21 protein-coding genes and 3 pseudogenes are annotated in these 26974 nt (G+C 70.0%); 16 read left to right on the top strand and 8 right to left on the bottom strand.

Annotated features, from left to right (window positions below; genetic code table 11):
* Positions 1-58 precede the first annotated feature (58 nt).
* Positions 59-1116 (bottom strand): annotated as a pseudogene (locus tag ABD993_RS30600) (IS30 family transposase); the annotation flags it as partial.
* Positions 1062-2222, bottom strand: coding sequence for a tyrosine-type recombinase/integrase (locus ABD993_RS30595; RefSeq protein ID WP_425569192.1), 1161 nt, complete (start codon positions 2220-2222; stop codon positions 1062-1064). The gene ABD993_RS30595 and the pseudogene ABD993_RS30600, both read right to left, overlap by 55 nt.
* 586 nt (positions 2223-2808) lie before the next feature.
* Between ABD993_RS30595 and ABD993_RS30590 the strand changes: the two genes are divergently transcribed.
* The 4 genes from ABD993_RS30590 to ABD993_RS30575 are packed head-to-tail and all read left to right on the top strand — an operon-like array spanning position 2809 to position 6848.
* Positions 2809-4242, top strand: a complete 1434-nt coding sequence (locus ABD993_RS30590) for an MFS transporter (RefSeq protein ID WP_345426166.1) — start codon at positions 2809-2811, stop codon at positions 4240-4242.
* A gap of 19 nt (positions 4243-4261) precedes the next feature.
* The gene (locus tag ABD993_RS30585) at positions 4262-5161 is read left to right on the top strand and encodes an ABC transporter substrate-binding protein (protein ID WP_345426164.1); all 900 of its coding nucleotides are present in this window, start codon (positions 4262-4264) and stop codon (positions 5159-5161) included.
* A complete protein-coding gene (locus tag ABD993_RS30580) occupies positions 5158-6153 on the top strand; it encodes an ornithine cyclodeaminase family protein (RefSeq protein WP_345426162.1) in 996 nt (331 codons plus the stop codon). The genes ABD993_RS30585 and ABD993_RS30580 overlap by 4 nt, the downstream gene beginning before the upstream one ends.
* Before the next feature lie 17 nt (positions 6154-6170).
* Entirely contained in the window at positions 6171-6848 is a 678-nt protein-coding gene (locus ABD993_RS30575) for a GntR family transcriptional regulator (RefSeq protein ID WP_345426160.1), read from the top strand.
* 373 nt (positions 6849-7221) lie between these two features.
* Here the strand turns inward: ABD993_RS30575 and ABD993_RS30570 are convergent, their stop codons facing one another.
* From ABD993_RS30570 to ABD993_RS30560, 4 genes and pseudogenes are all read right to left on the bottom strand, one after another.
* Positions 7222-7476 (bottom strand): hypothetical protein, encoded by a 255-nt coding sequence (locus tag ABD993_RS30570; RefSeq protein WP_345426180.1) that lies wholly within the window; start codon positions 7474-7476, stop codon positions 7222-7224.
* Between the two features lie 804 nt (positions 7477-8280).
* Positions 8281-8613, bottom strand: a pseudogene (locus tag ABD993_RS30565) (CoA transferase); the annotation flags it as partial.
* Between the two features lie 625 nt (positions 8614-9238).
* Positions 9239-9301, bottom strand: a pseudogene (locus ABD993_RS36975) (hypothetical protein); the annotation flags it as partial.
* Positions 9302-9562: 261 nt separating this feature from the next.
* Positions 9563-9922: an isochorismatase family protein gene (locus ABD993_RS30560; RefSeq protein WP_345426158.1), complete on the bottom strand. Its 360-nt coding sequence runs from the start codon at positions 9920-9922 to the stop codon at positions 9563-9565.
* A 249-nt stretch (positions 9923-10171) separates the two neighbouring features.
* Between ABD993_RS30560 and ABD993_RS30555 the strand changes: the two genes are divergently transcribed.
* The 8 genes from ABD993_RS30555 (at position 10172) to ABD993_RS30520 (ending at position 19808) form a co-directional block, all read left to right on the top strand.
* The gene (locus ABD993_RS30555) at positions 10172-11551 is read left to right on the top strand and encodes an FAD-binding oxidoreductase (protein WP_345426156.1); all 1380 of its coding nucleotides are present in this window, start codon (positions 10172-10174) and stop codon (positions 11549-11551) included.
* An 18-nt stretch (positions 11552-11569) separates the two neighbouring features.
* The gene (locus ABD993_RS30550; RefSeq protein WP_345426154.1) at positions 11570-13123 is read left to right on the top strand and encodes an acetolactate synthase large subunit; all 1554 of its coding nucleotides are present in this window, start codon (positions 11570-11572) and stop codon (positions 13121-13123) included.
* 90 nt (positions 13124-13213) lie between these two features.
* Positions 13214-14419 (top strand): carboxymuconolactone decarboxylase family protein, encoded by a 1206-nt coding sequence (locus ABD993_RS30545; RefSeq protein ID WP_345426153.1) that lies wholly within the window; start codon positions 13214-13216, stop codon positions 14417-14419.
* A complete protein-coding gene (locus ABD993_RS30540; protein ID WP_345426152.1) occupies positions 14412-16142 on the top strand; it encodes an IlvD/Edd family dehydratase in 1731 nt (576 codons plus the stop codon). Before ABD993_RS30545 ends, ABD993_RS30540 begins: the two co-directional genes overlap by 8 nt.
* Positions 16143-16182: 40 nt before the next feature.
* Positions 16183-17574, top strand: a complete 1392-nt coding sequence (locus tag ABD993_RS30535; RefSeq protein WP_345426151.1) for an acyclic terpene utilization AtuA family protein — start codon at positions 16183-16185, stop codon at positions 17572-17574.
* Entirely contained in the window at positions 17574-17900 is a 327-nt protein-coding gene (locus ABD993_RS30530; protein ID WP_345426149.1) for a DUF4387 domain-containing protein, read from the top strand. The genes ABD993_RS30535 and ABD993_RS30530 overlap by 1 nt, the downstream gene beginning before the upstream one ends.
* Before the next feature lie 10 nt (positions 17901-17910).
* Positions 17911-19077 (top strand): alpha-hydroxy-acid oxidizing protein, encoded by a 1167-nt coding sequence (locus tag ABD993_RS30525; RefSeq protein WP_345426147.1) that lies wholly within the window; start codon positions 17911-17913, stop codon positions 19075-19077.
* On the top strand, positions 19074-19808 hold the full coding sequence (locus ABD993_RS30520) for an SDR family NAD(P)-dependent oxidoreductase (RefSeq protein WP_345426145.1): 735 nt from the start codon (positions 19074-19076) through the stop codon (positions 19806-19808). Before ABD993_RS30525 ends, ABD993_RS30520 begins: the two co-directional genes overlap by 4 nt.
* Here ABD993_RS30520 and ABD993_RS30515 read toward each other — a convergent pair whose 3' ends face one another.
* Positions 19809-20489 carry a response regulator gene (locus ABD993_RS30515; protein ID WP_345426143.1) on the bottom strand — a complete coding sequence of 227 codons (681 nt, stop codon included), beginning with the start codon at positions 20487-20489 and terminating at the stop codon, positions 19809-19811. It lies immediately after the preceding gene.
* Entirely contained in the window at positions 20486-21685 is a 1200-nt protein-coding gene (locus tag ABD993_RS30510) for a sensor histidine kinase (RefSeq protein WP_345426141.1), read from the bottom strand. The genes ABD993_RS30515 and ABD993_RS30510 overlap by 4 nt, the downstream gene beginning before the upstream one ends.
* A gap of 131 nt (positions 21686-21816) precedes the next feature.
* Here ABD993_RS30510 and ABD993_RS30505 point away from each other — a divergent pair, with 131 nt between their 5' ends.
* The 4 genes from ABD993_RS30505 to ABD993_RS30490 all read left to right on the top strand — a co-directional run bounded on the left by ABD993_RS30505 (position 21817) and on the right by ABD993_RS30490 (position 26782).
* The gene (locus tag ABD993_RS30505; protein ID WP_345426139.1) at positions 21817-23382 is read left to right on the top strand and encodes a long-chain-fatty-acid--CoA ligase; all 1566 of its coding nucleotides are present in this window, start codon (positions 21817-21819) and stop codon (positions 23380-23382) included.
* A 157-nt stretch (positions 23383-23539) separates the two neighbouring features.
* On the top strand, positions 23540-24937 hold the full coding sequence (locus ABD993_RS30500) for an SLC13 family permease (RefSeq protein ID WP_345426137.1): 1398 nt from the start codon (positions 23540-23542) through the stop codon (positions 24935-24937).
* 25 nt (positions 24938-24962) lie between these two features.
* Positions 24963-25817, top strand: a complete 855-nt coding sequence (locus tag ABD993_RS30495; RefSeq protein WP_345426135.1) for a fumarylacetoacetate hydrolase family protein — start codon at positions 24963-24965, stop codon at positions 25815-25817.
* On the top strand, positions 25814-26782 hold the full coding sequence (locus ABD993_RS30490) for a phosphoglycerate dehydrogenase (protein WP_345426133.1): 969 nt from the start codon (positions 25814-25816) through the stop codon (positions 26780-26782). The genes ABD993_RS30495 and ABD993_RS30490 overlap by 4 nt, the downstream gene beginning before the upstream one ends.
* The last annotated feature ends 192 nt before the right edge of the window (positions 26783-26974 follow it).

Here is a 26974-nt window from a genome sequence, read left to right as displayed (position 1 = left end):
CCACAGCTCCAGTCTCCTTGCTAGATCAGGAGCCTCTCCACCGGCCAGGACGGTTCACGGTGCCCTTGGGGAAGTACTGTCGCAGCAGGCCGTTGGTGTTCTCGTTCGTGCCGCGCTGCCAGGGCGAGTGCGGGTCGGCGAAGTAGACGGCGATACCGGTGTCCACTTTGAACTGAGCGTGGGCGGAGAGCTCTTTGCCGCGGTCCCAGGTCAGAGAGCGCAGTAGTTCGGCGGGCATCGTGGTCATGGTGGTGGTGAGGGCGTCTTTCATCGCGATGGCCCCGTAGCCGCCCAGCGCGGGGCCGTTCTTGACCGGCGCGATGGTGCCGTAGCCCTCGAGCCGGGGAAGGTGCACCAGCAGCGTGTAGCGGCTGCTGCGTTCGACGACGGTGCCGATCGCGGACCGGTTCAGCCCGATGATCAGGTCGCCCTCCGTAAGTGGCCGGGGACCGCCCGGTCCTCGGCCTCGGCGGGCCGCCGGCTCAGGACGACATCGGGAGTGACGTGGCCCTGTGGCCTGTTCCGGGACCGTTCTCGTGGTTTGCGCAGTGCGCGGCCGGTGCGCAGACAGGCCACCAGCTCACGCTGGAGCGCGCCGCGGCCCTGGATGTAGAGCGACTGGTAGATGGCTTCGTGGCTGATACGCATGTCGTCATCGTCGGGGAAGTCGAGGACCAGCCGCCGTGAGATCTGCTCCGGGCTCCAGGCTGTGGCCCAGCGCCGATCGGCGCGGTGCGGCTTGTTCAGCCCCTTCCAGGTCGTCGACGGACCGGCCACGACCGTCCCATCAGGACGCTTCAGCTGGCCGCTCAGCCTGGTCTGGACGTAGTCCCGCAGTCGAGGGTTGCCGGCCAGCTTCACCGGTTTCGGGCGCCGCGCAGCGACTTGCGCCTTCCACTGCGCGACACTCGCCCGGTACACGGGCTTGCCGCCGCGGGTCGCGGCGTTGCGCCGCAGCTCACGCGAGACCGTTCCGGGATCGCGCCCGAGCGCGCGGGCGATCGCACGCACGCCATGGCCCTGTGCCTTGAGCAGCGCCATCTCCTCGCGCTCGGAGTCCTTCAGGAACTTGGCCTGGCCCATGAGGTCGGCTTTGGCACGGTCGGTGAGGGTGATCTCGTCGTCGAGGATGGTGGCGTAGGTGCGGCGCCAGGTGTGGGGGTCATCCAGTCGAGGTCGACCTTCTCGCGGATCCTGCGGACGCTGCGGCGGACGTTGGCGGGCCAACGGTAGGTCGGGGTGCCGTCGCGGCCCGCTGAGGCGAAGAGGGGCCAGCTGGGGTCGAAGAGTGGGTCCTGGCGGGCGCGGAGGCGAGTGACGACGAACTGGGGGAGTGGGACGACTCGGAGGGCCATAGCGCTCTTGCCGTCGTGGACGACGAGGCCCTTGCCCTTGATCGGGTAGACGTTCTGGCGGACGGCGACCACAGGGACTCGGCGGGCCTCGCCCGGGCCGACGATGCGGAGGCCGTCGAGGTCGAGGTCCATCCAGCGGACGGCGCAGATCTCGCCGACGCGCAGGCCGGAGCCGAGGGCGAAGCGGATCAGGTCCGGCATGTCCGCGCGTACGGCGACCTGGTCGGTGTCGGCGAACTCAAGGAGGCCGCGACGTTCCTCGACGGTGAGGCCGCGCGGGGGAGTCGCCTTGTGGCCACGAGATGTCTCGATGCGTTCGAGCTCGCGGACCGGGTTGGTCGGGATGACCTGGTTGAGGACGGCCTGCTGCATGACGCCCGAGACGATTGCTCGGATCATGCGTCGGGTGTTTGCGGCGTGGGCGGGGCGCTCCTCGTGCGAGCCGTCCCGGAGCTTGACCATCTTGCGGGCCGACTCGAGGCCGGCGAAGAAGATGTCGAGACGTGCGACCGTGCACTCGATGAGGCGGAGCTCGCCGAGCTTGGGGAGGACCTGCTTCTTGAGGCAGTTGGCGTACGTGTCGGCGGTGGAGTCGGCTCGGCGCTCCTGGATCTTCGCGAACCAGACCTCGGAGGCCTCGCGGAAGCGGGAGTGCGAGCCGAGCGCCATCGCCTGCGGCGCGCCGCTGCGCTCACGGAGAGCGTCCTGGATCGCCTTCTGCGCGGTGGCTTTCGTGGGCGCCCAGCGGGAGAGCTGGCGGGTGCGGCCGTCGAGGTCGCGGTATCGGCAGCGGGCGAGCCAGCGGCTGCCATCGCGGGTGACCTGGATCTCTCCATGCGAGCCGAGCTCAAGCGGAGGACGAGCCATCGCGTACCCCTCCCGGACGGGGTTTTCGTTGAGTTTCCGTTGAGTGGATCTCCGGGAAAAGCTAACAGGCCAGACCGACAACCGGTCTGACCTGCTAGTTTGCGTACACCGCCACGGACTTGAACCGTGAACCCGCTGGAGGGGAGTCGGGTGTTCCACCACCGGCCCCGATCCTCGTTCATGCTGGTCAGAAGCCTTATGCGGCTCCAATTGATCATCGGCGGAGATGGCAGCTGGTCACGGTGATCCGCTGTAAGCGGTGAGCAAAGCGGTGACCTCGGAGGCTTCGCGGCGGGTCGAACTGTGGCCACGCCCGTGGGCTTACTCGCTCGTGCGTCGTCGACGGCGGACGGCTGCCGGTGGCTCTGACTGACCGACATCTGGTTCGCGGCGGGTCCCGCTGCTTGTTGGCGCTCGAAGTCCGCACGGGGCGTGGATATACGAACGCTGTTACGTGGGTGAAACGCAGGGCCATCGGTCTGCCACATTAGCGGTATACCACTATGCATGTTCGTTGCACGGCTGGTTCTGCCCCTCCTCACCGCCGGTGGGAGAGGGCCACCCACCCGACGTGGAGTCCGATCCGATGTCTGCCAGTCACCTTCCGGAGGAGCAGCCCTCCGGCACCATCGCCACCACCCTCGACAAGGCCGGTTTCACCAAGGCCCAGTTCTGGGTGCTCATGCTCATCCTGGCCGGGATGTTCTTCGACACCCTGGAGCAGAACTCGGTGGGCGCCATGGGTGCCAACATCAAACTGTCGCTGGGGATCGGGGACAACGAGCTCACCCTGATCAACACGTTCACGGTGATCGGCGGCCTGATCGGCCGGCTGGCGGGGGGCTGGCTGGCGGACCGCTACGGCCGCCGCGCGGCGCTGTCGGTCAACCTGTTGATCTACACCCTCGGCGGTCTGCTCAGCGCCGTCGCGTGGAACTACGAGATCCTGTTGGCGAGTCGGTTGATCGTCGGTATCGGCCTGGGCGGTGAGTTCACCATCGGGATCGCGATGCTCTCGGAGATGGTGTCCACCAAGCGCCGCGGCGCGCTGGTCGCCGCCCTGAACATCGGGTCCGGCGGCGTGGGCAACTTCCTGTCCTACGGCCTGTTCTTCCTGCTCCTGGGCCCGTTCGCGACCGGGCTGGGTGGCGACGACACGGTGTGGCGCTGGACGTTCCTGTTCCTCGCGCTCCCGGCCCTGCTGGTCGTGTTCTACCGCCGGTTCCTGCCCGAGACCCCGCGCTACCTGCTGTCCAAGGGGCGCGTCGCCGAGGCCAACCTGTCGCTGAACACGCTCACGTCGGACTCGCTGCGGGCTCCCGCGACCCCGCCCACCGGTCCGCTGACCGAGGCCGACATCCCGCAGCGGCAGCTCAAGTCGTCGCCGGCCGCGGTCTTCGCCCGCTCGGTCCTGCCCCGCACGCTGACCCTCGGCGCGGCGTCCTGGATGGCCTTCGGTGCGCAGGTCACGCTGAACTTCCTGATGCCGACCCTGCTGGTCGCCCGCGGCTACTCGATCTCCGAGAGCCTGCTCTTCACGATGATCATGAACGTCGGTTCGCTGCTCGGCGCGGTCGCGGCCGCGCTGCTCGCCGGGCGGGTCGGGCGGCGCTCCGCCGTCGGGGGTGCCGCGCTGCTGGGCTGTGCCACCGCCGTGCTGTTCGCCGCCTTCGGCAACACCACGCTGTGGATCCTGGTGCTGGGCGCGGTCTTCCAGTTCTTCACGATGATCACCAACACCACGCTGGCCGTGTGGTCGCCGGAGCTGTTCCCGACGGCGGTGCGGGCCAGCGGCACGTCGATCGTCAACGGCATCGGCAACATCGCCGGAGCGGTGATGCCGTTCCTCGCCGTGGCCCTGTTCGGCGCCTACGGCCTGGCCGGGGTGTTCAGCATGGTCGCGGTGATGTACGCCCTGCTCGTGGTCGCCTCCCGCTTCGCCCCCGAGACCCGGGGCCGCACGCTGGAGCAGGCCAACGAGAACGCCCCCGTGCCCACCCTCGCCGCCGCCGCGGCCTGACCCGACCGAGGACCCCGCCATGGATCAGCTGCGCATCTCCGCCACCGCCAACGGACTCAACTACCTGCCCGAGTACCTGGCCGACGTCACCGGGATCTTCGCCGACGCCGACCTGACGGTGACCTCGCGGGACCGCGACCCGTGGACGGGGGTCCTCGACGACCTGGACTCCGGTACCGCCGACCTCGCGCTGGGCGGGCTGTGGGTGCCCGGCATGTACGCAGGCAGCCCGCGCCGGGTCACGGTCGTCGGGCAGGTCAACCACACCTGCCCCAAGGTGATCGTCGCCCGGGAGCCCACCCCGGACTTCACCCTCGCCGACCTCGTCGGCAAGGTAGTCCTCGCCCCGGGCGCGGGCGGCAGCGGCCCGTACGCCGTGACCGCGGGCCTGATCCGCGAGGCCGGGATCGACCTCGACGACGTCGCGTTCGTGCGCGACCTGTCCGGCCCGATGCTGGTCGAGCTGTTCGGCGCCGGGCTCGGTGACGCGATCGTCCTGGACCTGGTGACCGCCATCGAGCTGGAGCGCTCGGGCCGGGGGCACGTGGTGTTCCGGCACCTGGACAGCGGCGGTCTGATGCCCAACAGCGTCTACTACGTCCGAACCGACCGGGTCGAGGAGCTGCGCGACCGGATCAGCCGCTTCGTGTCCTGCCTCGCCGAGTCCATGGCACGGCTGCACGAGGTCCCCGCCGCCACCATCGACGGCGTGCTGGCCGCCCGCTGGCCGGGCAAGGACATCACGGTGTTGCGCGAGGCCGTCGATCAGATGAAGGCCGGGCGGACCTGGGAGACCGTCGCCGTCGACCCTGCCGCCTCCGACCGCTGGATGCGGATGCTCGCCGAGAACCGCATGGTCACCCGGGCTCCCGGCTACGACGAGCTCGCCGACGACAGCTTCATGAAGGCCTACCGATGAGCGAGCGTGCGAGCGAATCATCGGCAGGGCGGATCCTCTCCGACGACGACCTCGCCGGCCTGGTCGACACCGACGCCCTTATCGCCGCGGTCCGGGCCGTGCACGTCGACGAGGCCCTCGGCCGGGCCGTCCAGCCCGTACCGATGCTCACCTCGACGGGCCCGGACACCGTGCTGCTGCCGATGATCGCGACCTCGCACCGGCTGGGGCTGACCGCGGTCAAGATCCTCACCGACGCCCGCGGCAACGGGCCCGGGGACGGGCCTGCCCAGCAGTCCACCGTCGTCGTGCTCGACGCCCGCACCGGCACCCGCCGGGCGGTGCTATCCGGGGGCCGGATCACTCGGGAACGCACGGCCGCGGCCACCGCGGTGGCCACCGACGCGCTGGCCCGCCCCGACGCCCGGGTACTCGGTGTGATCGGTGCCGGACCACTCGCCGTCGAGCACGTCGCCGCGCTGCGCCGGGTCCGCGACCTGCACGAGGTCGTGGTCTGGTCCCGCACCGCGGAGCGGGTGGCCGAGTTCCGCACCGCCCTGCGCAAGCGCGAGGCCGCCGACGGGGTCCCGGCGATCACGGTTCGGGCCGCGGACAGCCCGCGGGCCGCCGTGCAGGCCTGCGACGTGCTCTGCACCGTCACCCCCGCCCACACCCCCGTCGTCGAAGGAGCCTGGTTCCACCCCGGCCTGCACGTCAATGCCGTCGGTGCGCCACCGCGGCCGGACCACCGCGAGATCGACTCCGCGGGGATGGCGCGGGCCACCGTCGTCGTCGACAGCCGCGAGATCCAGCTGGCCAAGTCCGGGGAGGTGCTGCTCTCGATCGCCGACGGCAGCACCACCCCCGAACACTTCGGCGTCGAGCTCGGCGCCGTCCTCGCCGGGCAGGCACCCGGGCGGACGAGCCGGGAGGAGATCACGCTGTTCAACTCCGTCGGTGTGGCGCTGCAGGACCTCGCCTACGCCGCGCTCGCGCTGGACCTGGGCCCGTGACGGCTACGGTGGTGACCGTGACCGGCTCGCTGCGCGACACCACCTACGCCGAGCTGCGCCGCCGGATCGTCACCCTCACCTACCAGCCCGGCGAGCGGCTCGTCGAACGCGATCTCGCCGCCGAGCTGCAGGTGTCCCGCATCCCGCTGCGCGAGGCTCTGCAGGCCCTGCAGAGCGACGGGCTCGTCGTCCTGGTGCCGCGGCAGGGCGCGGTCGTGGCCCCGTTCACCGCTGCCGACGTGCGGGACCTGTTCGACGTACGGGAGTCCCTTGAGGTCCTCGCCGTCCGCCTCGCCGCCGACCGGGCCGCCGAACCCGGCCTCGCCCGGCTGCGCGAGCAGATGGACCTCGCGGAGGCGGCGATCGCCCGCGGGGACGATCCCGAGATCGCCGCCGCGAACTCCGGCTTTCACCGCGTGCTGGTCGACCTCGCCGCCAACCCGCTGCTGTCGACGATGATGGGGCCGCTCGCCGCCCGCACCCAGTGGCTGTTCGCCCTCACCCACCGCCGCGACCTCGTCCTGCAATGCGAGGAACACCACGACATCTATGACGCCGTTGCCACCGGCGAACCCGATCTCGCCGCCCGCCTGATGTTCGACCACGTCACCTCCGGCCGCGCCGAGAGCATCGCGCTGGCCGCCGACTGGTCCACCGTCGACCCCGTCGCCGCCACCCGCACCCGCCGGCGCTGAGAGTTCCCCGCTGACGGCGCGGGTCGGTGATCGCCGAGCACGACTGAAGACGAGACCGAGTATTCGACGGGCAAAGCGTCGGGAATGATCTCCACTGGAGCCCGGGGTGACTGCGCGCAGAAGCTTGACCTGCGAAAACTGGTACACCGCCTCGGACTTGAACCGAGAACCCGCTGGAGGGGAGTCGGTTGATCGCCCAGGTTCCACGGTCGGTCATCCTGCTGGTCAGCCGCACATTCCGCCGTTGAGGATCTTGTGTGGTGGTCGCTCAGAGACACGGTGGCCAGTCGTAAGCGGTGACCAAAACGGTGACTCGACGGACGGGCGTGGGGTTACGGCGCCTTCCAAGTCCGACTGGGCCGTTGAGCGGATGTCACGCTCGGCGGAGCCACCACCCTCTGAGGTGTAAGGCGACGCCGAGGAGGAGCCCGAGAAGTAGCCCGGAGGCCGGGAGGATCGCGAGACTGGGGGACCAGTCGTAGCTGATGCTGAGCGCGGACTCATACGCGTTCGCCCGTGGCATCGGCATCGAGATGACCGGTTCGGGGGTCACGTACGGGGTGAGCGCGGCGCAGACCAGGCCCACCACCAGGCCCAACGAGCCGAAGGTCGCCAGAAGCGCTCGCACGGCGGAATCCTGCCGGTGATCATCGCGGTGTGCAAGAGCGTCACGGCGTGCCGCTAACGGTCTCGTGTGTCGGACCCGCGACAACGAGGCGCCGGTCCGACGAATGCTGGGCGGTGGCTGAGCGTATGGCCGGTGTGGGTGACCCTCGATGTGGCGCACCCGTCGTGCCCGGTGTGACCGCGGTCGCTTGGTGTGGGGATGATCCGGACATGAAGCCCCGCATGGCCTTGGCCACCCTCGCCCTGCCGGTGCTGCTCGTCCTCGGTTCCTGCGGGCGGCCAGGCTCGCCTCGGTGTCGCGGCCGATGTTGGCGCGGTTGTGGGCGTCGGACACGGAAAGGCAGTACTGGACGTTCCGCGCACCGACTGCCATCGCCCTCTCGACGTGCCGGGGTGTGGCCACCCACAGCCAGCACCTCTCGAGCTCCTCGGGCTCCAGGGCAGCGACCACGTCCAGGGTGTCGGCCAGCGGTGGGACGAGATCGGGTCTTGCGAGCGATCCGATCTCCAGCTCGGGGACCCCGGTGGCCAGTAGCTCGCGGACGAGGTCGACCTTGCGCGAGGTGGGCAGCGGGTGGCCGGACAGCTGCAACCGTCGCGCAACGTCACGTCCCGCAGAAGCGGACTCATCGACCCAGGACCTCGGCGGTGTTCTCGCCCAGATCGGGTCCGAGGTGTCGGATCGGCACGAGACGTCCCCGTACGCCGGGACAATTCCCGGGAAGCCCACCCGCGCATCCTCGGCCCCGCCGGTGTCGACCGCGAAGTACTGGATCATGTTGAGGGCCTGGAACTGTGGGTCCGCGCAGATGTCGGCGGCGGTGTAGATCGGTTCGGCCGGGATCTCGGCCCGGTCCATCGCCGCGAGCACCTCCGCCCGTGGGCGTGCAGCCGTCCACGCGCCGACGGCCTCGTCCAGCTCGTCCCGGCGCGCCCACCGCCCGGCGTTGCCGCCCAGGTCCGAGTCGTCGGCGAGGTCGGGGCGCCCCAACACCGTCATGAGCCGGCGGAAGATTCCGTCGCCGTTCCCGGCGATCACCACGCTGCCCCCGTCGGCGCACGGGTAGGCGTTCGACGGTGCGAATCCCTGGCGGACCTGCGAGCCCGCGGAGCCAGATGACCACGGCCCGGCACTCAGATCGTCGCGAGTGCCTCCCGCACGAGTGGGACGAGCTCCTCGGCGAAGACGGTGAGCTGACGGTCGTGGTCCTCCCCGGCGCCAGCGTTCATGCCGTGCTCGACCACAACGGTCAGCACGTCGTCCCGCCAGCGGCTCAGCGGACCGTCGAACGCACCGCGGTCGCCGCCCGATGCGCCCCGATACGTTGTAGATCTTGCGCAGGCTCGCCGGGTCACGGTCGGCCGCGCTAGCGGCGTCGTCTATCCGGCGGACGGCCTCACCGAGCCGATCCAGCCCGAGATACGCATGCGAGGCAACCACCCGTCGGCGCCGGAGCCGGTGAGCGCCAGCGTTACTGACTGTAGGCGCCGAGGTTCAGACCCAGGCCCGGGCCGGGGGCCTGGAGGTACCCGGCCAGCGAGTAGTGCTCGCCCGTCGTGCGCACGCTTCCCGCTCCACATCGCCCGGACGACGTCGACGGACTCGGCGAGCGCGTCGACGGCTTCCTTCCTGTCTCGCCGCAGGCCGCCCATTGCCGCGACCGCGTCCTAAAAGGACCCAGCGCCGAGCCCGAGCTGGATCCGCCCACGGAGAGTGCGTCCAGGCTTGCGGCGGACTTGGCCAGGACGGCCGGGGGCCACAACGGGAGCGACGACACGGTGGGGACCACCGTGATCCGCTCGGTGCGTGCGACGAGGTAGGTCACCAGGGTCCAGGTGTCGTAGAACGCGCCTGGTAGGGGTGGTCCTGCACCGTGACGAGATCGAGTCCGAGCCGTTCCGCCGTGAGCACGCGGTGGACCGGGGCGTCATTCGGCTGCCACACCGGATCGGCGTCGGCCCCGAACAGAACCGGACGTGTCATCGTGTTCATCACTCTCGAGTCATGGCCTCCCGGCCACCGGACGGGCGGAGTGGTCCCGGCCTCGCTGGAGGTCGGCCCCGGATCTTCGGCGGACGAGGTGCGGTCACACACCAGTCGGCTGCGCCCGGCAGGCGACGAAGGAGACCAGCGATCCGTAGAACGGCAGCGCGTGCCCGGTCAAGGTGCCCACCGTCTCCGCATCGCCCTGCTCGCGCCAGTCGTGGAGCAGCTCGGCCGACACCGCGACGCTGCTGTTCAGCGTCACGCCCGTGGCCTGCATCCGCAGCGCAGCGGCCTGGGAGGCCAGGTCGTTCCACGTGCCCGACGCGTCGAGGACGGCGTGCACCTGGTTGCCCCGAGCGATCCCGGACATCGCCACTAACGCAACGCATACGTCGGTGAGGATCCCCGCCGCGATCAGCTGGTCGCGACCGGTCCCTGCACCGCGGCGGCGGGGTCTCATTGATCCATCTCGCCTCCCCGACGCACCGACGTCATCTACGCCATGCTCCGCGACCGCCGTCACTACACGACGCCTAGCGTCCCGACTGCGCCTTCGGCTGTCGCAGCCGCTTGGCAATCCCAGAGAGACACCCCCGGACGGGGGAGTCGAGGTCCCCGGACGGTGGGACGCCTCACGACGCTGCACTTCCTAGCCTAATTCTGTGAGGCCCGTCACGGCTCTGTGGTGAGTGCGAGCAGGAAGGACGCAATGTTCGACGTCAGTGCGTGTTTTGCAGGAATCGTGGGGGAGGACCACCTCGTGGTGGGAGCCCGGATCCCGCAGGAGTACGGCCACGACGAGGCGCTGACCGCCCCGCCGATTGCACCCGGCTACGTGGCCCGGCCTGCCACTGCGCAGGAGGTGTCGGATCTGCTCGTGGCCGCTACTCGGTTCGATGTTCCCGTCACCCCGCGAGGCTCGGCGACCGGACTGTCGGGTGCTGCCCGCCCGGTCGCGGGTGGCCTCGTCCTCTCCTTCGAGCGGATGAAGGCGGTGCTGGAGGTCGACACCGAGAACCATGTCGCCGTGGTTCAGCCCGGCGTGACCCTCGCAGAGCTAGACCAGGAGGCGGGAGCCGTCGGGCTGAGGTACACCGTGTACCCGGGTGAGCTTAGCGCCACCGTGGGCGGCAACGTCGGCACCAACGCCGGTGGCATGCGCGCCGTCAAGTACGGCGTCACGAGGCACAACGTGCTCGGCCTCGAGGCCGTGTTGGCAAGCGGTGAGATCATCCGAACGGGCGGTCGGATCTCGAAGGTGTCGACCGGCTACGACCTGACCCAACTGATCATCGGGTCGGAGGGCAGCCTGGCAGTGGTCACCGAGGTGATCGTCAAGCTGTACCCTCGGCTCGTGCACGGTGCGACGGTCCTGGCGCCGTTCGAGACCGTAGAGGGCGTGCTCGAGGTCGTACCGGCAATCGTCGCGAGCGGCCTGTCGCCGAGCATCGTCGAGTACATCGACGACCGCACCCTCGACGCGATCAGCGCCTTCCTCGAACTCGACCTCGGCATCGCCGAGAAGGTGCGGGCATCGGCGGCCGCTTTCCTCATGGTGGCTCTCGAGAGCAGAGACAAGGACCGTCTCGATGTCGATGTGGAGGAACTCGCCGGACTCGTTGTGGATCGTGGTGCACTCGACGCTTATGTCCTCCAGGGCTCGGCGGCCCGCACCCTGGTCGAGGCCCGGGAGAAGTCGTTCTGGACCGCCAAGGCCGTCGGTGTCGACGACATCATCGACGTCGTCGTACCCCGCTCGCAGATGCCGGCCTTACTGCGCCGCACGCAGGCCCTCGCCGAGACGTACCACGCCACGGTAGCCGGGTGCGGTCACGCCGGCGACGGCAACGTGCACCTCGGCGTGTTCTGTCCCGACGACGACCAGCGTCGCAAGCTGCTGAGTGACGTCTTCGCCCTCGGACTCGAGCTCGGCGGAGCGCTCTCCGGCGAGCACGGCGTCGGACAGACCCGCGCCGACCACTACCTCGAGCTGGAGGATCCCGCGAAGATCGCCTTGATGCGCCGGATCAAGGCCGCCTTCGACCCCGCGGGCATCCTCAACCCGGGCATCCTGCCCGCCGCGGTCTGACGCATTCGGATGAGTGCGATGAACGGCGCCCAGTCATTGATCCGCTCACTCATCGGCGCAGGAGTCGATGTCTGCTTCGCCAACCCGGGGACGTCGGAGATGCACTTCGTGGCCGCGCTCGACGACGTCACCGAGATGCGCGGCGTGCTCGCTCTCTCCGAGGGTGTCGTGACCGGTGCGGGCGACGGTTACGCCCGGATCGCCGACAAGCCGGCGGTCACCCTCCTGCATCTCGGGCCCGGCCTCGGCAACGGGCTGGCCAACCTGCACAACGCACGTCGCGCCAACAGCCCGGTGGTCAACATCGTGGGCGACCACGCGACGCACCACCTGCCGTACGACGCCCCGCTCACCTCCGACATCGAGACCCTGGCTCGAAACCTCGAGGGCTGGATCCGCCGCTCGACCGCCGCCGAGAAGGTGGGCGCCGACGCGATGGCGGCGGTGCGGGCGGCCAGTGAGCCGCCCGGTCGGGTCTCGACCCTGATCCTGCCGGCCGACGCCTCCTGGGGTGAGGGTGGCGTCGTGGCAGAGGCGCTGCAGGCGCCGGACACTCCCGCTGCCGACCCGGCGACGGTGCAGGGCGTGGTCAGCGTCCTGACCAGCGGAGAGTCGGTCGTGCTGCTGATCGGCGGTCGCGCCTGCCGTGAACCAGGCCTGCGCGCCGCCAGCCGGATCGCCGTATCAACCGGGGCGCGGCTCTTCACCGAGACCTTCCCGGCCCGGATCGAGCGCGGGGCCGGCGTACCGAGCGTAGAGCGGCTCGGCTACCTGGCCGAGCAGGCCGAGCATCAGCTCGCGGGCGCCGCCCACGTAGTGCTCGCCGGAGCCGCGGCGCCGGCATCGTTCTTCGCCTACCCCGACCGGGCCGGCGACCTGGTCCCCTCGGGAGCGCGGGTGCACGTACTCGCCGACCGCTCCCAAGACGTCGTCGCGGCGCTGGCGGCAGTCGCCGATCTGGTCGCCCCCGACACCGAGCCGATGCTCCAGGAGCCGTCGCGACCGGAGCTGCCGACCGGGCCGCTCACGTTGCAGAGCTGGGTCGAGGTCGTCGGCGCGCTGCTGCCCGAGGGCGCGATCGTCGCCGACGAGGCCCACACCTCCGGGCTGACGCTCCCGGCCGCGACAGCCGGCGCGCCCCGGCACGACGTGCTGACCCTGACCGGAGGCGCGATCGGCTTCGGGATGCCCGTGGCCACCGGCGCGGCGATCGCGGCCCCGGACCGGCCCGTCCTCAACCTGCAGGCCGACGGCAGCGCGATGTACACCGTCGCCGCGCTGTGGACCCAGGCACGCGAGCGGCTTGATGTCACCACCGTCGTCCTGAACAACAGTGCCTACGCGATCCTGCGCCTGGAGCTGCAGCGAGTCGGTGCGACCGGCGATGGGCCGCGGGCGAATGCGCTGCTCGACCTGGCCCGGCCCGACCTCGACTTCACCAAGATCGCCGAGGGTATGGGCGTGCCCGCCGGCCGGGCCACCACCGCCGAGGAGCTCGCCGAGCAGCTACGGCGCGCCTTCGCCGAACCCGGCCCCCATCTCATCGAGGCCATCGTCCCGCCGCTGCTCTAGCCACGCCGCTGTGCGCGGCGGAACAAGCGCCGCCCCGCCCCGCCCCACCCCACTCCGCCCCGCGCCCTGTCCCGATCCAGGAGTTCTCTCATGCCCTTCCCGAACCGCATCCCGCCCGCCGAGCCCGACCAGCTCGACGAGCGCCAGCAGCAGGTCCGCACCAAAATGGGCCCGCACGGCGAGGAAGGCGCTTCAGCGATGATGCGGACCTTCTGGCACTACCCCGAGTTCGCCCGATCGATCGGTCGCATCGGCACCCGCGTCACGCTCACCAACGACCTCGGTCCGCGGCTCGCGGTGCTGGCCGCGCTGCGCACGGCATGGCTGTGCGACGGCGAGTACGTCTGGTCCGAGGCCCGCGCCGAGGCGCTGATCCGCGGGCTCACCGACGCCGAGATCACGGCCGTCGCGACGGCGTCGTACGACTCCGTCCTGACCAGCGTCGAGACGCACGTGGTGGAGGCGGTCGACGAGCTGCACTTCACCCACCACCTCACCGAGGAGAAGTGGTATCGCATCGACCGCCTCGGACCGAACGCGCTGCTGGACTTGATGACGACCTACAGCTTCATACTCACCCTCTGCGCGGCGACCAACAGCATGGGCGTCCAGCTGGAGCCGGGCAGCACTGGCTGGGGCCTGCGGCGCGAGGCGCTGGTTGCGGACGGGGCAGGACACCAGGCTTCGCGGGTAGTGCCCCAACGTGTGTTCGAGGTCGACTACACCCTGCTCAGTCCACGCCAGACCGAGCAGGCGAGCCGAATGGGGCGACGCGGGAAGCCGTCCACGTCGAAGCTGCAGAAGGCGATGATGAACTATCCGACCTTCCTCGCCGCGATGGCGCCCTTCGGGAAGCGCGCCATTGACGACACGTGCCTGCCGGTGCGGGTCTGGCAGATCGCCTGCATGCGCACCGTGTGGCGCTGCGACAGCGAGTACCTCTGGTCACAGCACCGCAAGGCCGGCCTCAAGATCGGCATCACGGACGAGGAGCTCCTCGGCGTCGCCGAGGGCCCCGACAGCACGCACCTGCAGGATCTCGACCGCGTCGTTGTCAGCGCCGTCGACGAGATGTACGACGGCAACCGGATCTCGGACGCGAACTGGGAGCGGTTCGACCAGTTCGGCCGTGAGGGGATCACCGACCTGATCCTGGTCTACGGCCTGTACGTGCTGCAGTCCTGCGTCGCGCGCAACTTCGGGACGACGCTCGAGCCGGACTCCATCGGCTATCTGCCTGAGCTGCAGCGGCTCCGCGACCGGCAGCAGCGGGCAGGGGTGAAGCTCGGTGAGTGAGCAGCCTGCAGCACAGCGTCGCTCGCAGGACTGGTTCGGCGGCGTGGGAGTGCAAGGGTTCGTGCATCGCGCCTGGGTCCGCAGCCGGGGCGTCCCGGCCGACCACTTCGACGGTCGGCCCGTCATCGGCATCTGCAACACCTGGTCCGACCTGACCTCGTGCAACTCCCACTTCCGAGAACTCGCCCAGCACGTCCGTGAGGGCATTCTCGAGGCAGGCGGGGTGCCGATGGAGTTCCCCGTCATCTCGACCGGAGAGACTCTGACCCGGCCGACGGCGATGCTGCTGCGCAACCTCGCCAGCATGGATGTCGAGGAGACGCTGCGCGCCAACCCGCTCGACGGCGTCGTTCTGATGATGGGCTGCGACAAGACCACGCCCGGACTGATGATGGGGGCCGCGAGCGTCAACCTTCCGACCATCGGGCTGTCGGCGGGGCCGATGCTCAACGGCAGTTTCCGCGGCCGCTCCTTCGGCATCAAGGACGCGTGGGAGCTCGGAGCCGACGTCCGCGCCGGACGCGCCACGATCGCGGACGTGGAGGAGGCGGAGTCCTGCCTCAACCGGACCGTCGGGGTGTGCAACGTGATGGGCACCGGCTCCACGATGGCGGCGATGGTCGAGGCGCTGGGCGTCGGGCTGCCCGACAACGCCGCCATCCCGGCCGTCGACGCACGTCGCCGGGTGCTGGCCCGTATGGTCGGGCGCCGCATCGTCGACATGGTTCGCGAGAGACTGACACTCGACAAGGTGCTGACCCGCACCGCATTCGAGAACGCCATCAAGGTCAACGCGGCCATCGGCGGCTCGACCAACGCGGTCATCCACCTCACTGCGATCGCGCGACGGATGGAGGTGCCCCTCGACATCGAGGACTGGCACACCCTGGGCCAGGAGATCCCGACACTGGTGAACGTCCAGCCGTCGGGCCGTTACCTGATGCAGGAGTTCCATGAGGCTGGCGGGCTGCCCGTCGTCATCCGGGAGATGTGCGAGGCGGGCATGCTGGACGGTGACGCGCTGACTGTCACCGGCCGCACCCTGGCCGACAACAACGCCGGGGCCGTCTGCCACCGCCGTGACGTGATCTTCAGCCCAGCCGAGCCGTTCATGTCCCACTCGGGTATCGCCGTGCTGCGGGGCAACCTCTGCCCCGAGGGCGCGGTGATCAAGCCGTCGGCCGCTGATCCGCGGCTGCTGAAGCACCGCGGCCCGGCCGTCGTCTTCGAGGACGCCGCCGACCTGAACGCGCGGGTCGACGACCCCGAGCTCGAGATCGACGCAGGCTCGGTGATGGTCCTGAAGAACTGTGGGCCGCAAGGCTACCCGGGCATGCCCGAGCTCGGCATGATGCCGATCCCCGCGAAGCTGCTCGCTCAGGGCGTCACCGACATGGTGCGGATCTCCGACGCCAGGATGAGCGGGACGTCGTACGGCACGGTCGTCCTACATGTCTCGCCCGAGGCGGCGGCGGGCGGAGTGCTCGGCGCCGTCCGCGACGGTGACCTCATCGAGCTCGACGTCGCCGCCCGCAGCCTCGAGCTGCTCGTGTCCGACGAGGAGATCGCAGCACGGCAGGCCGATGGGGCCGCCCGCGAGTCGAAACCGACCCGCGGCTACTCGAAGCTCTACGTCGACTCCGTCAACCAGGCACACGAGGGCTGCGACCTCGACTTCCTGGTCGGGATGACCGGCAGCACCATCCCGCCCAACCAGCACTGACCAGACAGCACTGACCAGGCAGCACAGGGAAGGAACGCAGATGACGATGACCGAGGACCGCACGGTCCGGGTCTATGTGCCCCAGGGTTCCCTGGGGGTGGGGATGTTCGCCGAGGAGGTCGATCACGCCCTCGCGCACGACCCACACGCAATCGCGCTGGACGCGGGCTCGACCGATGCCGGCGCGGCGTATCTCGCCCAAGGGGTCTCCAAGAACGACCGCGGCTCGGTGAAGCGGGACCTCGCGCTGCTGATGGGTGCCCAGCAACGCGCCGGGATCCCGCTCCTCATCGGTACCGCCGCCCAGGCAGGCGGCGATCGGAACGTCGACTGGACCCGTGACATCGTCCTTGAGATCGCTCGTGAGCGTGGCTACGAGCCGAAGATCGCGCTCCTTTACTCCGAGCAGCAGAAGGCGCTGGTCAAGCAGAAGCTCGCGGAAGGCAGAGTCACCAACCTCCCGCCGCTCGGCGACCTCGACGTCGCGGTGGTGGACCGGTGCCTGCACATTGTGGCGCTGATGGGGCCGGAGCCCTACCACGCCGCCCTGGAGGCCGGCTCCGACATCATCATCGGTGGCCGCACCTCCGACCCCGCGGTGATCGCGGCCTTCGCGCTCTGGAAGGGTGCCCCGGCCGGACCGGCCTGGCACGCAGGCAAGGTGGCCGAGTGCGGCGCGCAGGCGACCACCGCGGGCACCGGGCAGCGGGGCGTCATCGTCGAGCTCGACGGTGAAGGCTTCGAGATCGAGCCGGTCGACCCGGCCTTCCAGGCCCATGCGCACGGGGTCGCGAGCCACCTGCTCTACGAGAACAAGAATCCGTGGAGGTTGACCGAGCCGGGCGGCACGCTGGACGTCACCGGCTGCGAGTACCACCAGCTTACCGACTCACGGGTGCGGGTGACGGGATCGCGATGGGAGCCGCAGCCGTACACGATGAAGCTGGAGGGGGCCACCGGGCACCTGTTCCAGACCATCATGCTCGTCGGCATCGCTGATCCCGACGTGTTGGCCGAGCCGCAGGCGTTTCACGACAAGATGGCAGGCGTCCTGCAGGACCGCGCTGTGTCCGCGACCGGAGCCGACCCTGAGATCTTCGACATCTCGTTGCGCATGTACGGCTGGAACGGCGTCAGCGGTATGGCCCCGCCTGCGGGCTCGGTCCCGCTCGAGATCGGCCTGATGTGCGTCGTGACCGCGCCGACGCAGGAGCTGGCCAGCGAGATCGCCAAGGCCTGCAACCCCTACTTCTTCCACATGCCGCTACGGGCGGGGATGGAGCTGCCGAGCTACGGCTGGCCGTTCACCCCTGGACACGTCGACCGCGGTCCGGTCTACGAGTTCGCCCTCAACCACGTCGTCGGGGTCGACGACCCGATGGAGCTGGTCCGCATGGAGCTGTTCGAGGCCGCGAAGGCCGAGGTGGCCTGATGACTGCGACGAGCGGAGCGACCCGGGTCAAGGACGTCTGTCGGCAGGTACGGTCGAAGGTGGCAGGCCCCTTCTGGGTCACCATCGACCTGATGTTCGATACCCAGGAGAACTATGACCAGTACGCCGAGAGTCCGGCACTGAGCGCCGAGGCGATCGGTGCGATCTACCGGATCGACCCGGCGGCGATCTCGCTCTACCCAGTGCCGCAACTGCGGGTCCTGAAGATTTCCTACCCCCGCCGCAGTCCGCAGGGTGGCGTGGAGGAGCGCGACCTGCATTCCGGTCAGCAGTACGCCTACCTGCTCGACCACCCCTTGGACTGAGGAGTCGCAGGTGAGCCAGTCGTACTCCGACTACCAGCTGGAGATCTACTTCGCCGCGCTCGGCGGAGTGGTCTCCGACTTCCCGATGGACCACGCGACTCTGGAACGGCGCGCGAACGCCGCGCTCGACCCCTCGGTGCTCTCCTACATCGCGGGTGGTGCCGGGGACGAGACGACCCAGCGGGCGAACGTCGAGGCATTCGCGCGCTGGGGCGTCGTTCCCCGCATGCTCGTCGGGGCCCACGACCGGGACTTCTCGGTCACCGCCTTCGGGCACACCTTTGCGACGCCGATCTTCCTCGCGCCCGTCGGCGTGGTCGGGCTGGTGACACCGGATCGGCACGGGGACCTCGCGGTCGCCCGGGCCGCGGCGGCGACAGGGGTACCCGCGATGCTGTCTACCCTCATGCAGGACCCGCTCGAGGAGGTCATACCGCACGCCGGGAGGACGCCCACCCTCTTCCAGCTCTACACGCCGCGTGACCGCGACCTGGCGGCCAGCCTCGTCGCGCGTGCCGAGAAGGCCGGGTACGCAGGCATCGCGGTCACCCTCGACACCTGGATTCCCGGCTGGCGCCCGCGCGACCTCGCTAGCGGCAGCTTCCCGCAGCTGCGCGGGCACGCGCTGCGCAACTACACCAGCGACCCCGTCTTCCAACGGCTACTCGGCGGCAGCGACGAACCGGGTGCCGTCGTCCGCACCTGGGCGCAGGTGTTCGGCAATCCGCTGAGCTGGGACGACCTGGCCTGGCTGCGGTCGCTCACCGACCTGCCGCTGATCCTGAAGGGGATCGCCGATCCTGATGACGCCCGCCGGGCGATCGACGCCGGTGTCGACGGGATCTACTGTTCCAACCACGGTGGCCGCCAGGCGAACGGCGGGCTGACGGCGCTGGAGCTGTTGCCCGAGGTGGCTGAGGCCTGCGACGGCCGCGTGCCGGTGCTCTTCGACTCGGGGGTGCGCAGCGGCAGCGATGTGGTGAAGGCGCTCGGCCTCGGCGCCGACCTGGTCGGCCTCGGCCGCCCGTACGTCCAGGCGCTCGCCGTGGGCGGTGTACCGGGTCTGGTGCACCTGCTGCGCATGTACCTCGCCGAAGCCGACCTGCTGATGGCGGTCAACGGCTATCCGGACGTGATCGCGATCCGCGCCAACACCCGTCGGGCGGTCGGCTCGTGAACGACATCGCGCTGGTGACCGGCGCCAACAAGGGTCTGGGTCACGAGACCGTCCGTCAGCTGGCCGGCCGCGGGATGACGGTCTGGCTCGGTGCCCGCGACGAGCTCCGGGGCCGGGAGGCGGTGGCCGGGCTGGCCGGTGCAGGCGACGTGCGGTTCGTGCAGCTCGATGTCACCGACACCGCGTCAGTGACGGCCGCGGTCGCCACGATCGACGAGGCGTGCGGCCGGCTCGACGTCGTCGTGAACAACGCCGGCATCTCCAGCGAGATCGGCACGGCGGTTCCTGAGATCACGGCCGAGCGGATGCGGACGACGTACGAGGTGAACGTCTTCGGTGTGGTGACGGTGACCGTCGCCTGCATCCCGCTGCTGCGCCGCTCGAGGAACGGACGGATCGTGAACGTGTCCAGCCGTCTGGGCTCATTGACGGCGCTCAGCGAGCCGGACAGCCGCCAGGCGAGGATCGGCGCGCTCACCTACAGCTCCTCGAAGGCGGCACTCAACGCGCTGACGCTGGTCTATGCCGAGGCACTCCGGGGCGACGGCATCCAGGTCAACTCGGTCACGCCCGGGCGCGTGCCGACCGACATCAACGCCGCCACCGACCGCCGTGGCGAGCGAACTCTCGCCGACGGCGCAGCTGCGCTCGTGTACCTGGCGACGTTGCCGCCGAGGACGCTCACCGGTGTGTTCCGTGGCTCCGGCGTCGAGGAGACGCCGGGCTGGTGATCAGTCCCCGGCGTCAGCGCGGACGATCCCGTGGCGGTAGGCGTAGCGCACGGCGTGAACCCTGTCCCGCAGATCGAGTTTCATCAGGATGCGCGACACGTGGGTCTTCACGGTCTCGTCGCCGATGTAGAGGGTGGTGGCGATCTCCTGGTTGGTGGAACCCTCGGCCAACAGCAGGAAGACCTCGCGCTCACGCGCCGTCAGCCGGGCCATTCCGGGCGGCAGGTCCGGCGTGGTCACGTCGGTGGGCGCGATCGCGCCGGCGATGCGGGGAGTCAGTCGTCGTACGACAGCCGGGTCGACGTAGGCGTCGCCACGCGAGGCGGCCTTGACCGCCGCGATCAGTTCCTCCGGCGGGAGACTCTTGAGCACGAAGCCCTGGACACCCGCGGTCAGCGCGCGATGCAGGTAGTCGTCGCTGTCGTAGGTGGTGAGCATCATGATGCGTACCACGGTCAGCCCCGCCGCCTTGATGGCCGAGGTGGCGGCCAGCCCGTCGAGTCTGGGCATCCGGACGTCCAGGATCGCCAGGTCCGGGCGCAGCCGAATGGTCTCGGCCACCGCCTCGTGCCCGTCCGCGACCTCGGCGATGCACTCGAACTCGGGGTCGGTGTCGAGGATGGAGCCCAGGCCCGAGCGGAACGCGGCGTGGTCGTCGGCGATGAGGATGCGAACCGTCACGGGAGAGCTCCTGTCGGCACGGGAACATCGATATAGATCTCGACCCGGGTCTCCCACGCCGTACCGTCGGGGCTCGGCCCGTACGATGCCGTGCCGCCGAGCAGTCCTGCTCGGCTGCGGATTCCGGCCAGCCCACGTCCGGTCGAGCACGACTCCGTCGGCCCGGCGGAGGCTGGGCAGGTCCCGTTGCGGGCGGTGAGCCGGACCAGGTCATCACGGTGGTCGAGGTGGAGCTCGACCGGACTGCCGTCGCCGTAGCGAAGCGCGTTGGTCAGCATCTCCTGGGCAATCCGGTAGAGCGCCACGTCGACCGAGCCGGGTAGGTCCCGAGGTCTGCCCGAGGTGCACAGCCGGACGGGCAGGCCGGAGCGGTGCACACCGGCGATGAGCTCGTCGAGGTCGGCCAGACCGACCTGGGAGGGCAGCTGGGCGGTCCGGTGCAGGACGTCGAGCACCCGACGGAGGTCGGTCATGGCCGACCGGCTCGAGGCCTCGGCGGCGGCGAGGGACGCGGTCACCTTGTTGCCGTGGGGGTGAGGCTCGGCGGCCAGGCGCAGTCGTGCGGCGCCGGTGTGGGCGCCGATCGCGCTAACGTGGTGCGCGATGACGTCGTGCAGGTCCCGTGCGATCGAGGCTCGTTGTCGCTCCGCGGCCCTCTCCATCGTCGAGGTGGCGTCGCGCATCTCCAGCTCCCGGTTGTGCCGCAGCTCAAGGACGTGGCCCCGCCGCGCCGACGTGTAGCGACCCACCAGCCACGGGAGAAGCGCGTCCTGGGTCGCGTCCGTGAGGAGCAGCAGCGCCGAGGTCGTGCCAGTCAGCAGCTCGGCCGCCATTCCCCCCGCCACCAGTACGGCGACGGCGGCGAGCGCGCGCCTGTCCGCCATCCACGCGCCGACCCGATAGGCGGCGATCACGCCCCCCGCGAGGGTCGAGTTCGCGTCGGCCAGGTCCTGAAGCACGAGAGCGAAGCCGACGGCGGCCCCGGCGTGGACGACCGCCACGACGCCGGAGAAGCGTGGCGACACCGCGACCGCGGCATCGACGCACACGATGCCGAACACCACGGCCACTCGCACGACCGTCGCCATCTGGTCGGTCGTGTGGAGGAACAACGTGACGTCCACCAGCACACACGCGAGCGCGACGAGGTGGGCCTGACGTGCAAGAGACCGCATCGTGCCGGGCGCGCTGTCCACATTGTCCTCCCAGCCCGGCCACCTTGCCCGCGGTCCCCCGAACGGGGGAGACGCCTCCCCGAGTGGCGTGACGATCGCCACGACCGCGGCTTCCTACCGTACCCGCAACCGACCTGATCGATGGAGGGCCCATGTCTGCCCATAACCTTGCCGCAGTCCTCGAGGACAGTGCCACCCGGCACCCCGACCGTACGGCTCTCGTGCTGGGCGAGACGAGGATCGGCTATGCCCAGCTCGACGCCGCCGCCTCGCAGGTCGCCCACCTTCTCGTCGAGCGCGGCATCAACCCGGGCGACCGGGTCGCATTGGTCTGTCCGAACCTGCCGTACTTCACCATCGCCTACTTCGGCATCCTCAAGGCGGGTGCGGTCGTCGTACCGCTCAACGTGCTGTTGAAGGCACGTGAGCTGGCGTATCACTACCGGGACGCCGACGTGCGCGCGGTGTTCGCCTTCGAGGGTACTGCGGACCTGCCGGTGGGTACGGAGGCCTTCGCGGCCTTCACGGAGTCCGACGGCGTCGAGACGTTCCTCCTCATCACCGCGAACCCCGGCGCGCCCAGCCCGATCGACGGGGTCGAGACCTTCGGTGCGGCCGTCGCAGGCCGCTCCCCGAGGTTCGCCACCGTCGCGACCGACGAGGACGACACGGCCGTCGTCCTCTACACCTCGGGGACGACGGGGCAGCCCAAGGGAGCGGAGCTGCGCCACCGCAACCTCCGCGACAACGCGCTCATCGGCAGGCAACTCTTCGACGCCGACAGCGAGCGACCGGACACCTACCTCGCCGTCCTTCCGCTGTTCCACTCCTTCGGCCAGACAGTCGTCCAGAACGGGGCATTGGCGTTCGGAGGCACCATCGTGTTCCTCCCGCGCTTCGAGCCGGCGGCGGCCATCGCGTTGATGCTTCGCGAGCGGGTCAGCTTCTTCGCAGGCGTGCCGACGATGTACTGGGCACTTCTCGGCGCATTGGACGGTGACGTCGACGTCGAGGCCATCGCCGACTCCCTGCGAGTGGCCGTGGCCGGCGGCTCGGCGCTCCCGGTCGAGATCCACCACACCTTCGAGAAACGGTTCGGAGTCACCATCCAGGAGGGCTACGGCCTGTCCGAGACCTCGCCCGTAGCTGCGTTCTCGGTCGCCGACCAGCCGGTTCGACCCGGGTCGATCGGTCCTCCCATCCCTGGCGTCGAGCTGCGACTCCTTTCCCCGGACAGCTGGGCGGACGTCGACTGGACCCCCGACGCCATCGGCGAGATCGCGATTCGTGGTCACAACGTATTCAAGGGCTACCTCGGCCGGCCGGACGCGACGACGGAGGTCCTGGCCGACGACGGCTGGTTCCGCACCGGTGACCTGGCCCGCCGCGACGAGGACGGCTGGTACTACATCGTCGACCGGGCCAAGGACCTCATCATCCGAGGAGGCTTCAACGTCTACCCCCGCGAGGTCGAGGAGACCCTGCTGACCCACCCGGCCATCTCCCTGGCCGCCGTGGTCGGGGTGCCACACGACACGCACGGCGAGGAGGTCAAGGCCGTCGTCGTCCTGAAGCCCGGCGCGCCGACGAGTGTCGCCGAGATCGTCGAGTGGTCGCGGGGGGCGATGGCCGCCTACAAGTACCCCCGGATCGTCGAGATCGTTCCGGCCTTGCCGACGACGGCGACCGGCAAGATCCTCAAGCGCGAACTCGTCTGACGGGCGTGCTCATCGGCGCCCGGGTGCGGGGGATGTCCATCCCCCGCGCAGGGGACCCCGCGTCCCCGTTCTTCGTGACGCAAGCCACATCGGTGGCGACCTAGCCTCGCGCTGGGATTGCGGGCCGAACGATTTCACAGAGACGCCGAGGAGAGACATGTTGGCTTGGTTGGGTTTGGCGACGATCGTCGTCTTCACCGCGCTGGTCATGGCGAAGAGGCTATCGGCGGTGGCCGCTCTGGTCCTGGTCCCGACGGTATTCGGACTGGTCGGGGGGTTCGGCGGGCAGCTGGGCGACATGATGGTGTCCGGCATCGTCGACACCGCCCCGACCGCGGTCCTGCTGACCTTCGCACTGCTCTTCTTCCTGGTGATGACGGAGGCAGGCCTCTTCGAGCCGCTGGTCCGCAGGATCCTCGCGGTGGTGGGCGACGACCCGGTGCGGATCGCGATGGGGACCGCGGTGCTGTGCACCTTCCTCAGCATCGACGGAGACGGCTCTACCGCCGCCTTCGTGGTCATCACCTCCATGTACCCGATCTACCGCCAGGTCGGGATGAACCCGATCATCATCGCGCTGGTCCTGGCGATGATCAGCCCGACCATGAACTGGCTCCCCTGGGGTGGCCCGGCGGCCCGGATGGCGACGTCGCTGCGGATCGACATCGCGGACGTCGTCATCCCGATGCTGCCCGCGCTCGTGCTCACCGTCCTCGGCGCCTACGTGCTCGTCTACGTCCTCGGCAGGCGGGAGCGCAGGCGGATCAACGCCCTCAAGGCGGTGCCGGTCGGGACCAGATCGACCGTCGACGCCGGCACGGGTGGCGGCTCCGGCGGCTCCGCCGACGACACCGGTCCGGCCGGTCCGTACGGTCCGGACACGCCAGCCGACGCCGCGGCGGACGTCGACGTCGTCGGGTCACCCCGAGTGCCGATCCCCACGCGGTATCTCTGGTTCAACCTAACGCTCACGATCGCCTTCATCGCGAGCATGGCCATCGAGCTGCTGCCGCTCCCCGCGCTGGCGATGATCGCCTTCTCGATCGCGGTCACCGTGAACTGGCCGAACCTGAAGGTGCAGAACGAGAAGCTCAAGCCCCACATGGGGACGGTCGTCACCGTGATCTCCCTGATCCTGGCCGCAGGTGCCTTCTCCGGGATCATCAACGAGACCGGCATGGTGTCGGCCATGGCCGACGGCCTGGTCACGCACCTGCCCGAGGCGTGGGGGGGTGCCTTCGCCTTCGTCACCGCGCTGAGCTCGGGTCCGCTGCTCTTCATCCTGTCCAACGACAGCTTCTACTTCGGCGTGGTCCCGATCCTGGCGGAGGCCGGCGCGGCCTTCCACATCCCTCCGGAGGTGATCGCGCACTCCGTGCTCCCCGGCATCTACCTGCACACCCTCAGCCCGCTGAGCGCTCCGATCTACCTCGTGGTCGCCCTACTCCGCACGGACTTCGGCGCGGTGCAGCGGTTCGCGGCACCGTGGCTGATCGCCATCACGCTCATCGCGATCGCGGCCGCCGCGGTCACCGGCGCCGTCTACGTCGTCTGACCCCTTGATCGACAGGAGCACGACCATGCGTTTCATCAGCTACTCCGCGGGCACGGTGCCGGGCGTGGCGATCAGCCAGGACGGCCGCTACCGAGGTCTGCCAGTCCCCTCGCTCGGCGGGGACCTGCAGTCCTTCCTGGGGCGGCCAGGCGAGCTCGCCGGTCTGACCGACCGCCTGTCCACGGCGCCGGAGATCTCCCTCGACGCCGTCACACTGCTACCGCCAGTGACCCGGCCCGGGAAGATCCTCTGCATCGGGCTCAACTACCGCGCCCACTCGGCCGAGAGCGGGTTCGAGGTGCCGACGTACCCGACCGTGTTCGCCCGCTTCGCCAACGGCACGGTCGCCCACGGCGCTCCGCTGGTCCGGCCGAAGGTCTCCGACCTCTTCGACTACGAGTGCGAGCTCGCGGTGGTGATCGGCGCTCGCGGCCGACACATCGACATCGACCGCGCGCTCGACCATGTCGCGGGCTACGCCGCCTTCAACGACGGCTCTGTCCGCGACTTCCAGATGAAGTCGCCGCAGTGGACCATGGGCAAGGCGTTCGACGATACGGGAGCCTTCGGTCCCGAGCTGGTCACGCCCGAGGAGCTTCCCCCGGGCTGCCGCGGCCTGCGCATCCGCACCATCCTGAACGGCGAGGTTCTCCAGGAGGCCGACACCGCGGACATGATCTTCGACGTCGCCACCCTGGTGTCGACGCTATCGGAAGCGATGACCCTCGAGCCGGGAGACGTGATCGTGACCGGCACGCCCGACGGCGTCGGAGCGCTCCGCGACCCGCAGGTCTGGCTGAAGCCGGGCGACGAGGTGACGATCGACATCGAGCAGGTCGGCACCCTGACCAACCCCGTGGTGCAGGAGGGCGACCGATGACCCACCGCGTGCTGATCACCACGGACTACCTCGAGCCGGGCGACGACGTCGACGGCTTCCTGCGCGAGCACGGCTGCACGACGACGCACGCGCCACTTCGCGGGCGTCGGCATCGGGACGAGCTGGTGGCCCTCCTCGAGGGCGTCGACGGCGCGATCATCGCCAACGAGCCGATGACGCGTCAGGTCCTGGCCGCGGCACCGTCGTTGCGGGCTTTGGTCCGGTCGGGGGTCGGCTACGACTCGGTCGACGTGGCGGCGGCGGCCGAGCTCGGCGTCGCGGTCAGCAACGTGCCGGGCGTCAACGCGAACGCGGTGGCCGAGTTCACCATGGGCGCCATCCTCGCCTCGTCACGGCACCTGGTCGAGCTAGCGTCGGGCGTCGCCGACGGACGCTGGCCGCGCACCCAAGGGCACGAGCTGCGCGGCGCCACACTCGGCCTGATCGGGTATGGCGAGGCGTCCCGCGCGGTCGTCCCGCTCGCCCGCGCCTTCGGCATGCGGGTGCTCTGCCGAACGTCGGTACCCCCGCCGCCGAGCGCCGAGGGCGAGGTGGAGTTCGTCGACCTCGACAGTCTCCTTCGCACCTGTGACGTCGTGTCCGTGCACACCGCACTCGTCCCGACGACTCACCGCCTGATCGACGCACGCGCCCTGGAGCTGATGAGGCCGACGGCGCTGCTGGTCAACACGGCTCGTGGACCGATCGTGGACGAGACGGCCCTCGCCGCCGCCGTCCGCAACGGTGTGATCGCCGGAGCCGCCCTCGACGTGTGCGAGGTCGAGCCGCTCCCCGCGGACAGCCCGCTGCGTGGTACGCCCGGCATCACCGTCTACTCGCACATGGCCGGACAGACTGTCGAGGCGCGCGCCGCCGCGGGCCGCGAGGCCGCCGCGGAGCTGGTCCGCTCGCTCGCGGGCTCACCCGCGTTCCTCGTGTCGCCTCGCGCGGAGTCGCCGGCGTAGCACCGGTCACGGGTGTCGGGTGGAGCCCACCGGCCTGCGGCTCACTCGGGACCGCCGCCCCGGAGGCTCCACGCCCCTGTGTGTGGCAACCCAGACCGGCCTCTCCGAAACGGACCGGACCGGACCGGACCGGAGAGCGCGACACGGTCCGGAGTGGTCATGACAGCCGACCAGATTTCCACCAGCAGGCCC

It is taken from the genome of Pseudonocardia xishanensis (genome assembly GCF_039541715.1).
Lineage (GTDB): Bacteria > Actinomycetota > Actinomycetes > Mycobacteriales > Pseudonocardiaceae > Pseudonocardia > Pseudonocardia xishanensis.
This window is presented reverse-complemented; position numbering and strand designations above follow the sequence as displayed.

Excerpts from the sequence above, each read along its gene's own strand:
- ABD993_RS30595 (WP_425569192.1), bottom strand. The coding sequence starts at position 2,222 with ATGGCTCGTCCTCCGCTTGAGCTCGGCTCGCATGGAGAGATCCAGGTC.
- ABD993_RS30580 (WP_345426162.1), top strand. The coding sequence starts at position 5,158 with ATGAGCGAGCGTGCGAGCGAATCATCGGCAGGGCGGATCCTCTCCGAC.
- ABD993_RS30545 (WP_345426153.1), top strand. The coding sequence starts at position 13,214 with ATGCCCTTCCCGAACCGCATCCCGCCCGCCGAGCCCGACCAGCTCGAC.
- ABD993_RS30535 (WP_345426151.1), top strand. The coding sequence starts at position 16,183 with ATGACGATGACCGAGGACCGCACGGTCCGGGTCTATGTGCCCCAGGGT.
- ABD993_RS30505 (WP_345426139.1), top strand. The coding sequence starts at position 21,817 with ATGTCTGCCCATAACCTTGCCGCAGTCCTCGAGGACAGTGCCACCCGG.
- ABD993_RS30495 (WP_345426135.1), top strand. The coding sequence starts at position 24,963 with ATGCGTTTCATCAGCTACTCCGCGGGCACGGTGCCGGGCGTGGCGATC.
- ABD993_RS30555 (WP_345426156.1), top strand. The coding sequence starts at position 10,172 with ATGTTCGACGTCAGTGCGTGTTTTGCAGGAATCGTGGGGGAGGACCAC.
- ABD993_RS30500 (WP_345426137.1), top strand. The coding sequence starts at position 23,540 with ATGTTGGCTTGGTTGGGTTTGGCGACGATCGTCGTCTTCACCGCGCTG.
- ABD993_RS30585 (WP_345426164.1), top strand. The coding sequence starts at position 4,262 with ATGGATCAGCTGCGCATCTCCGCCACCGCCAACGGACTCAACTACCTG.
- ABD993_RS30490 (WP_345426133.1), top strand. The coding sequence starts at position 25,814 with ATGACCCACCGCGTGCTGATCACCACGGACTACCTCGAGCCGGGCGAC.
- ABD993_RS30560 (WP_345426158.1), bottom strand. The coding sequence starts at position 9,922 with ATGAGACCCCGCCGCCGCGGTGCAGGGACCGGTCGCGACCAGCTGATC.
- ABD993_RS30590 (WP_345426166.1), top strand. The coding sequence starts at position 2,809 with ATGTCTGCCAGTCACCTTCCGGAGGAGCAGCCCTCCGGCACCATCGCC.
- ABD993_RS30550 (WP_345426154.1), top strand. The coding sequence starts at position 11,570 with ATGAACGGCGCCCAGTCATTGATCCGCTCACTCATCGGCGCAGGAGTC.
- ABD993_RS30530 (WP_345426149.1), top strand. The coding sequence starts at position 17,574 with ATGACTGCGACGAGCGGAGCGACCCGGGTCAAGGACGTCTGTCGGCAG.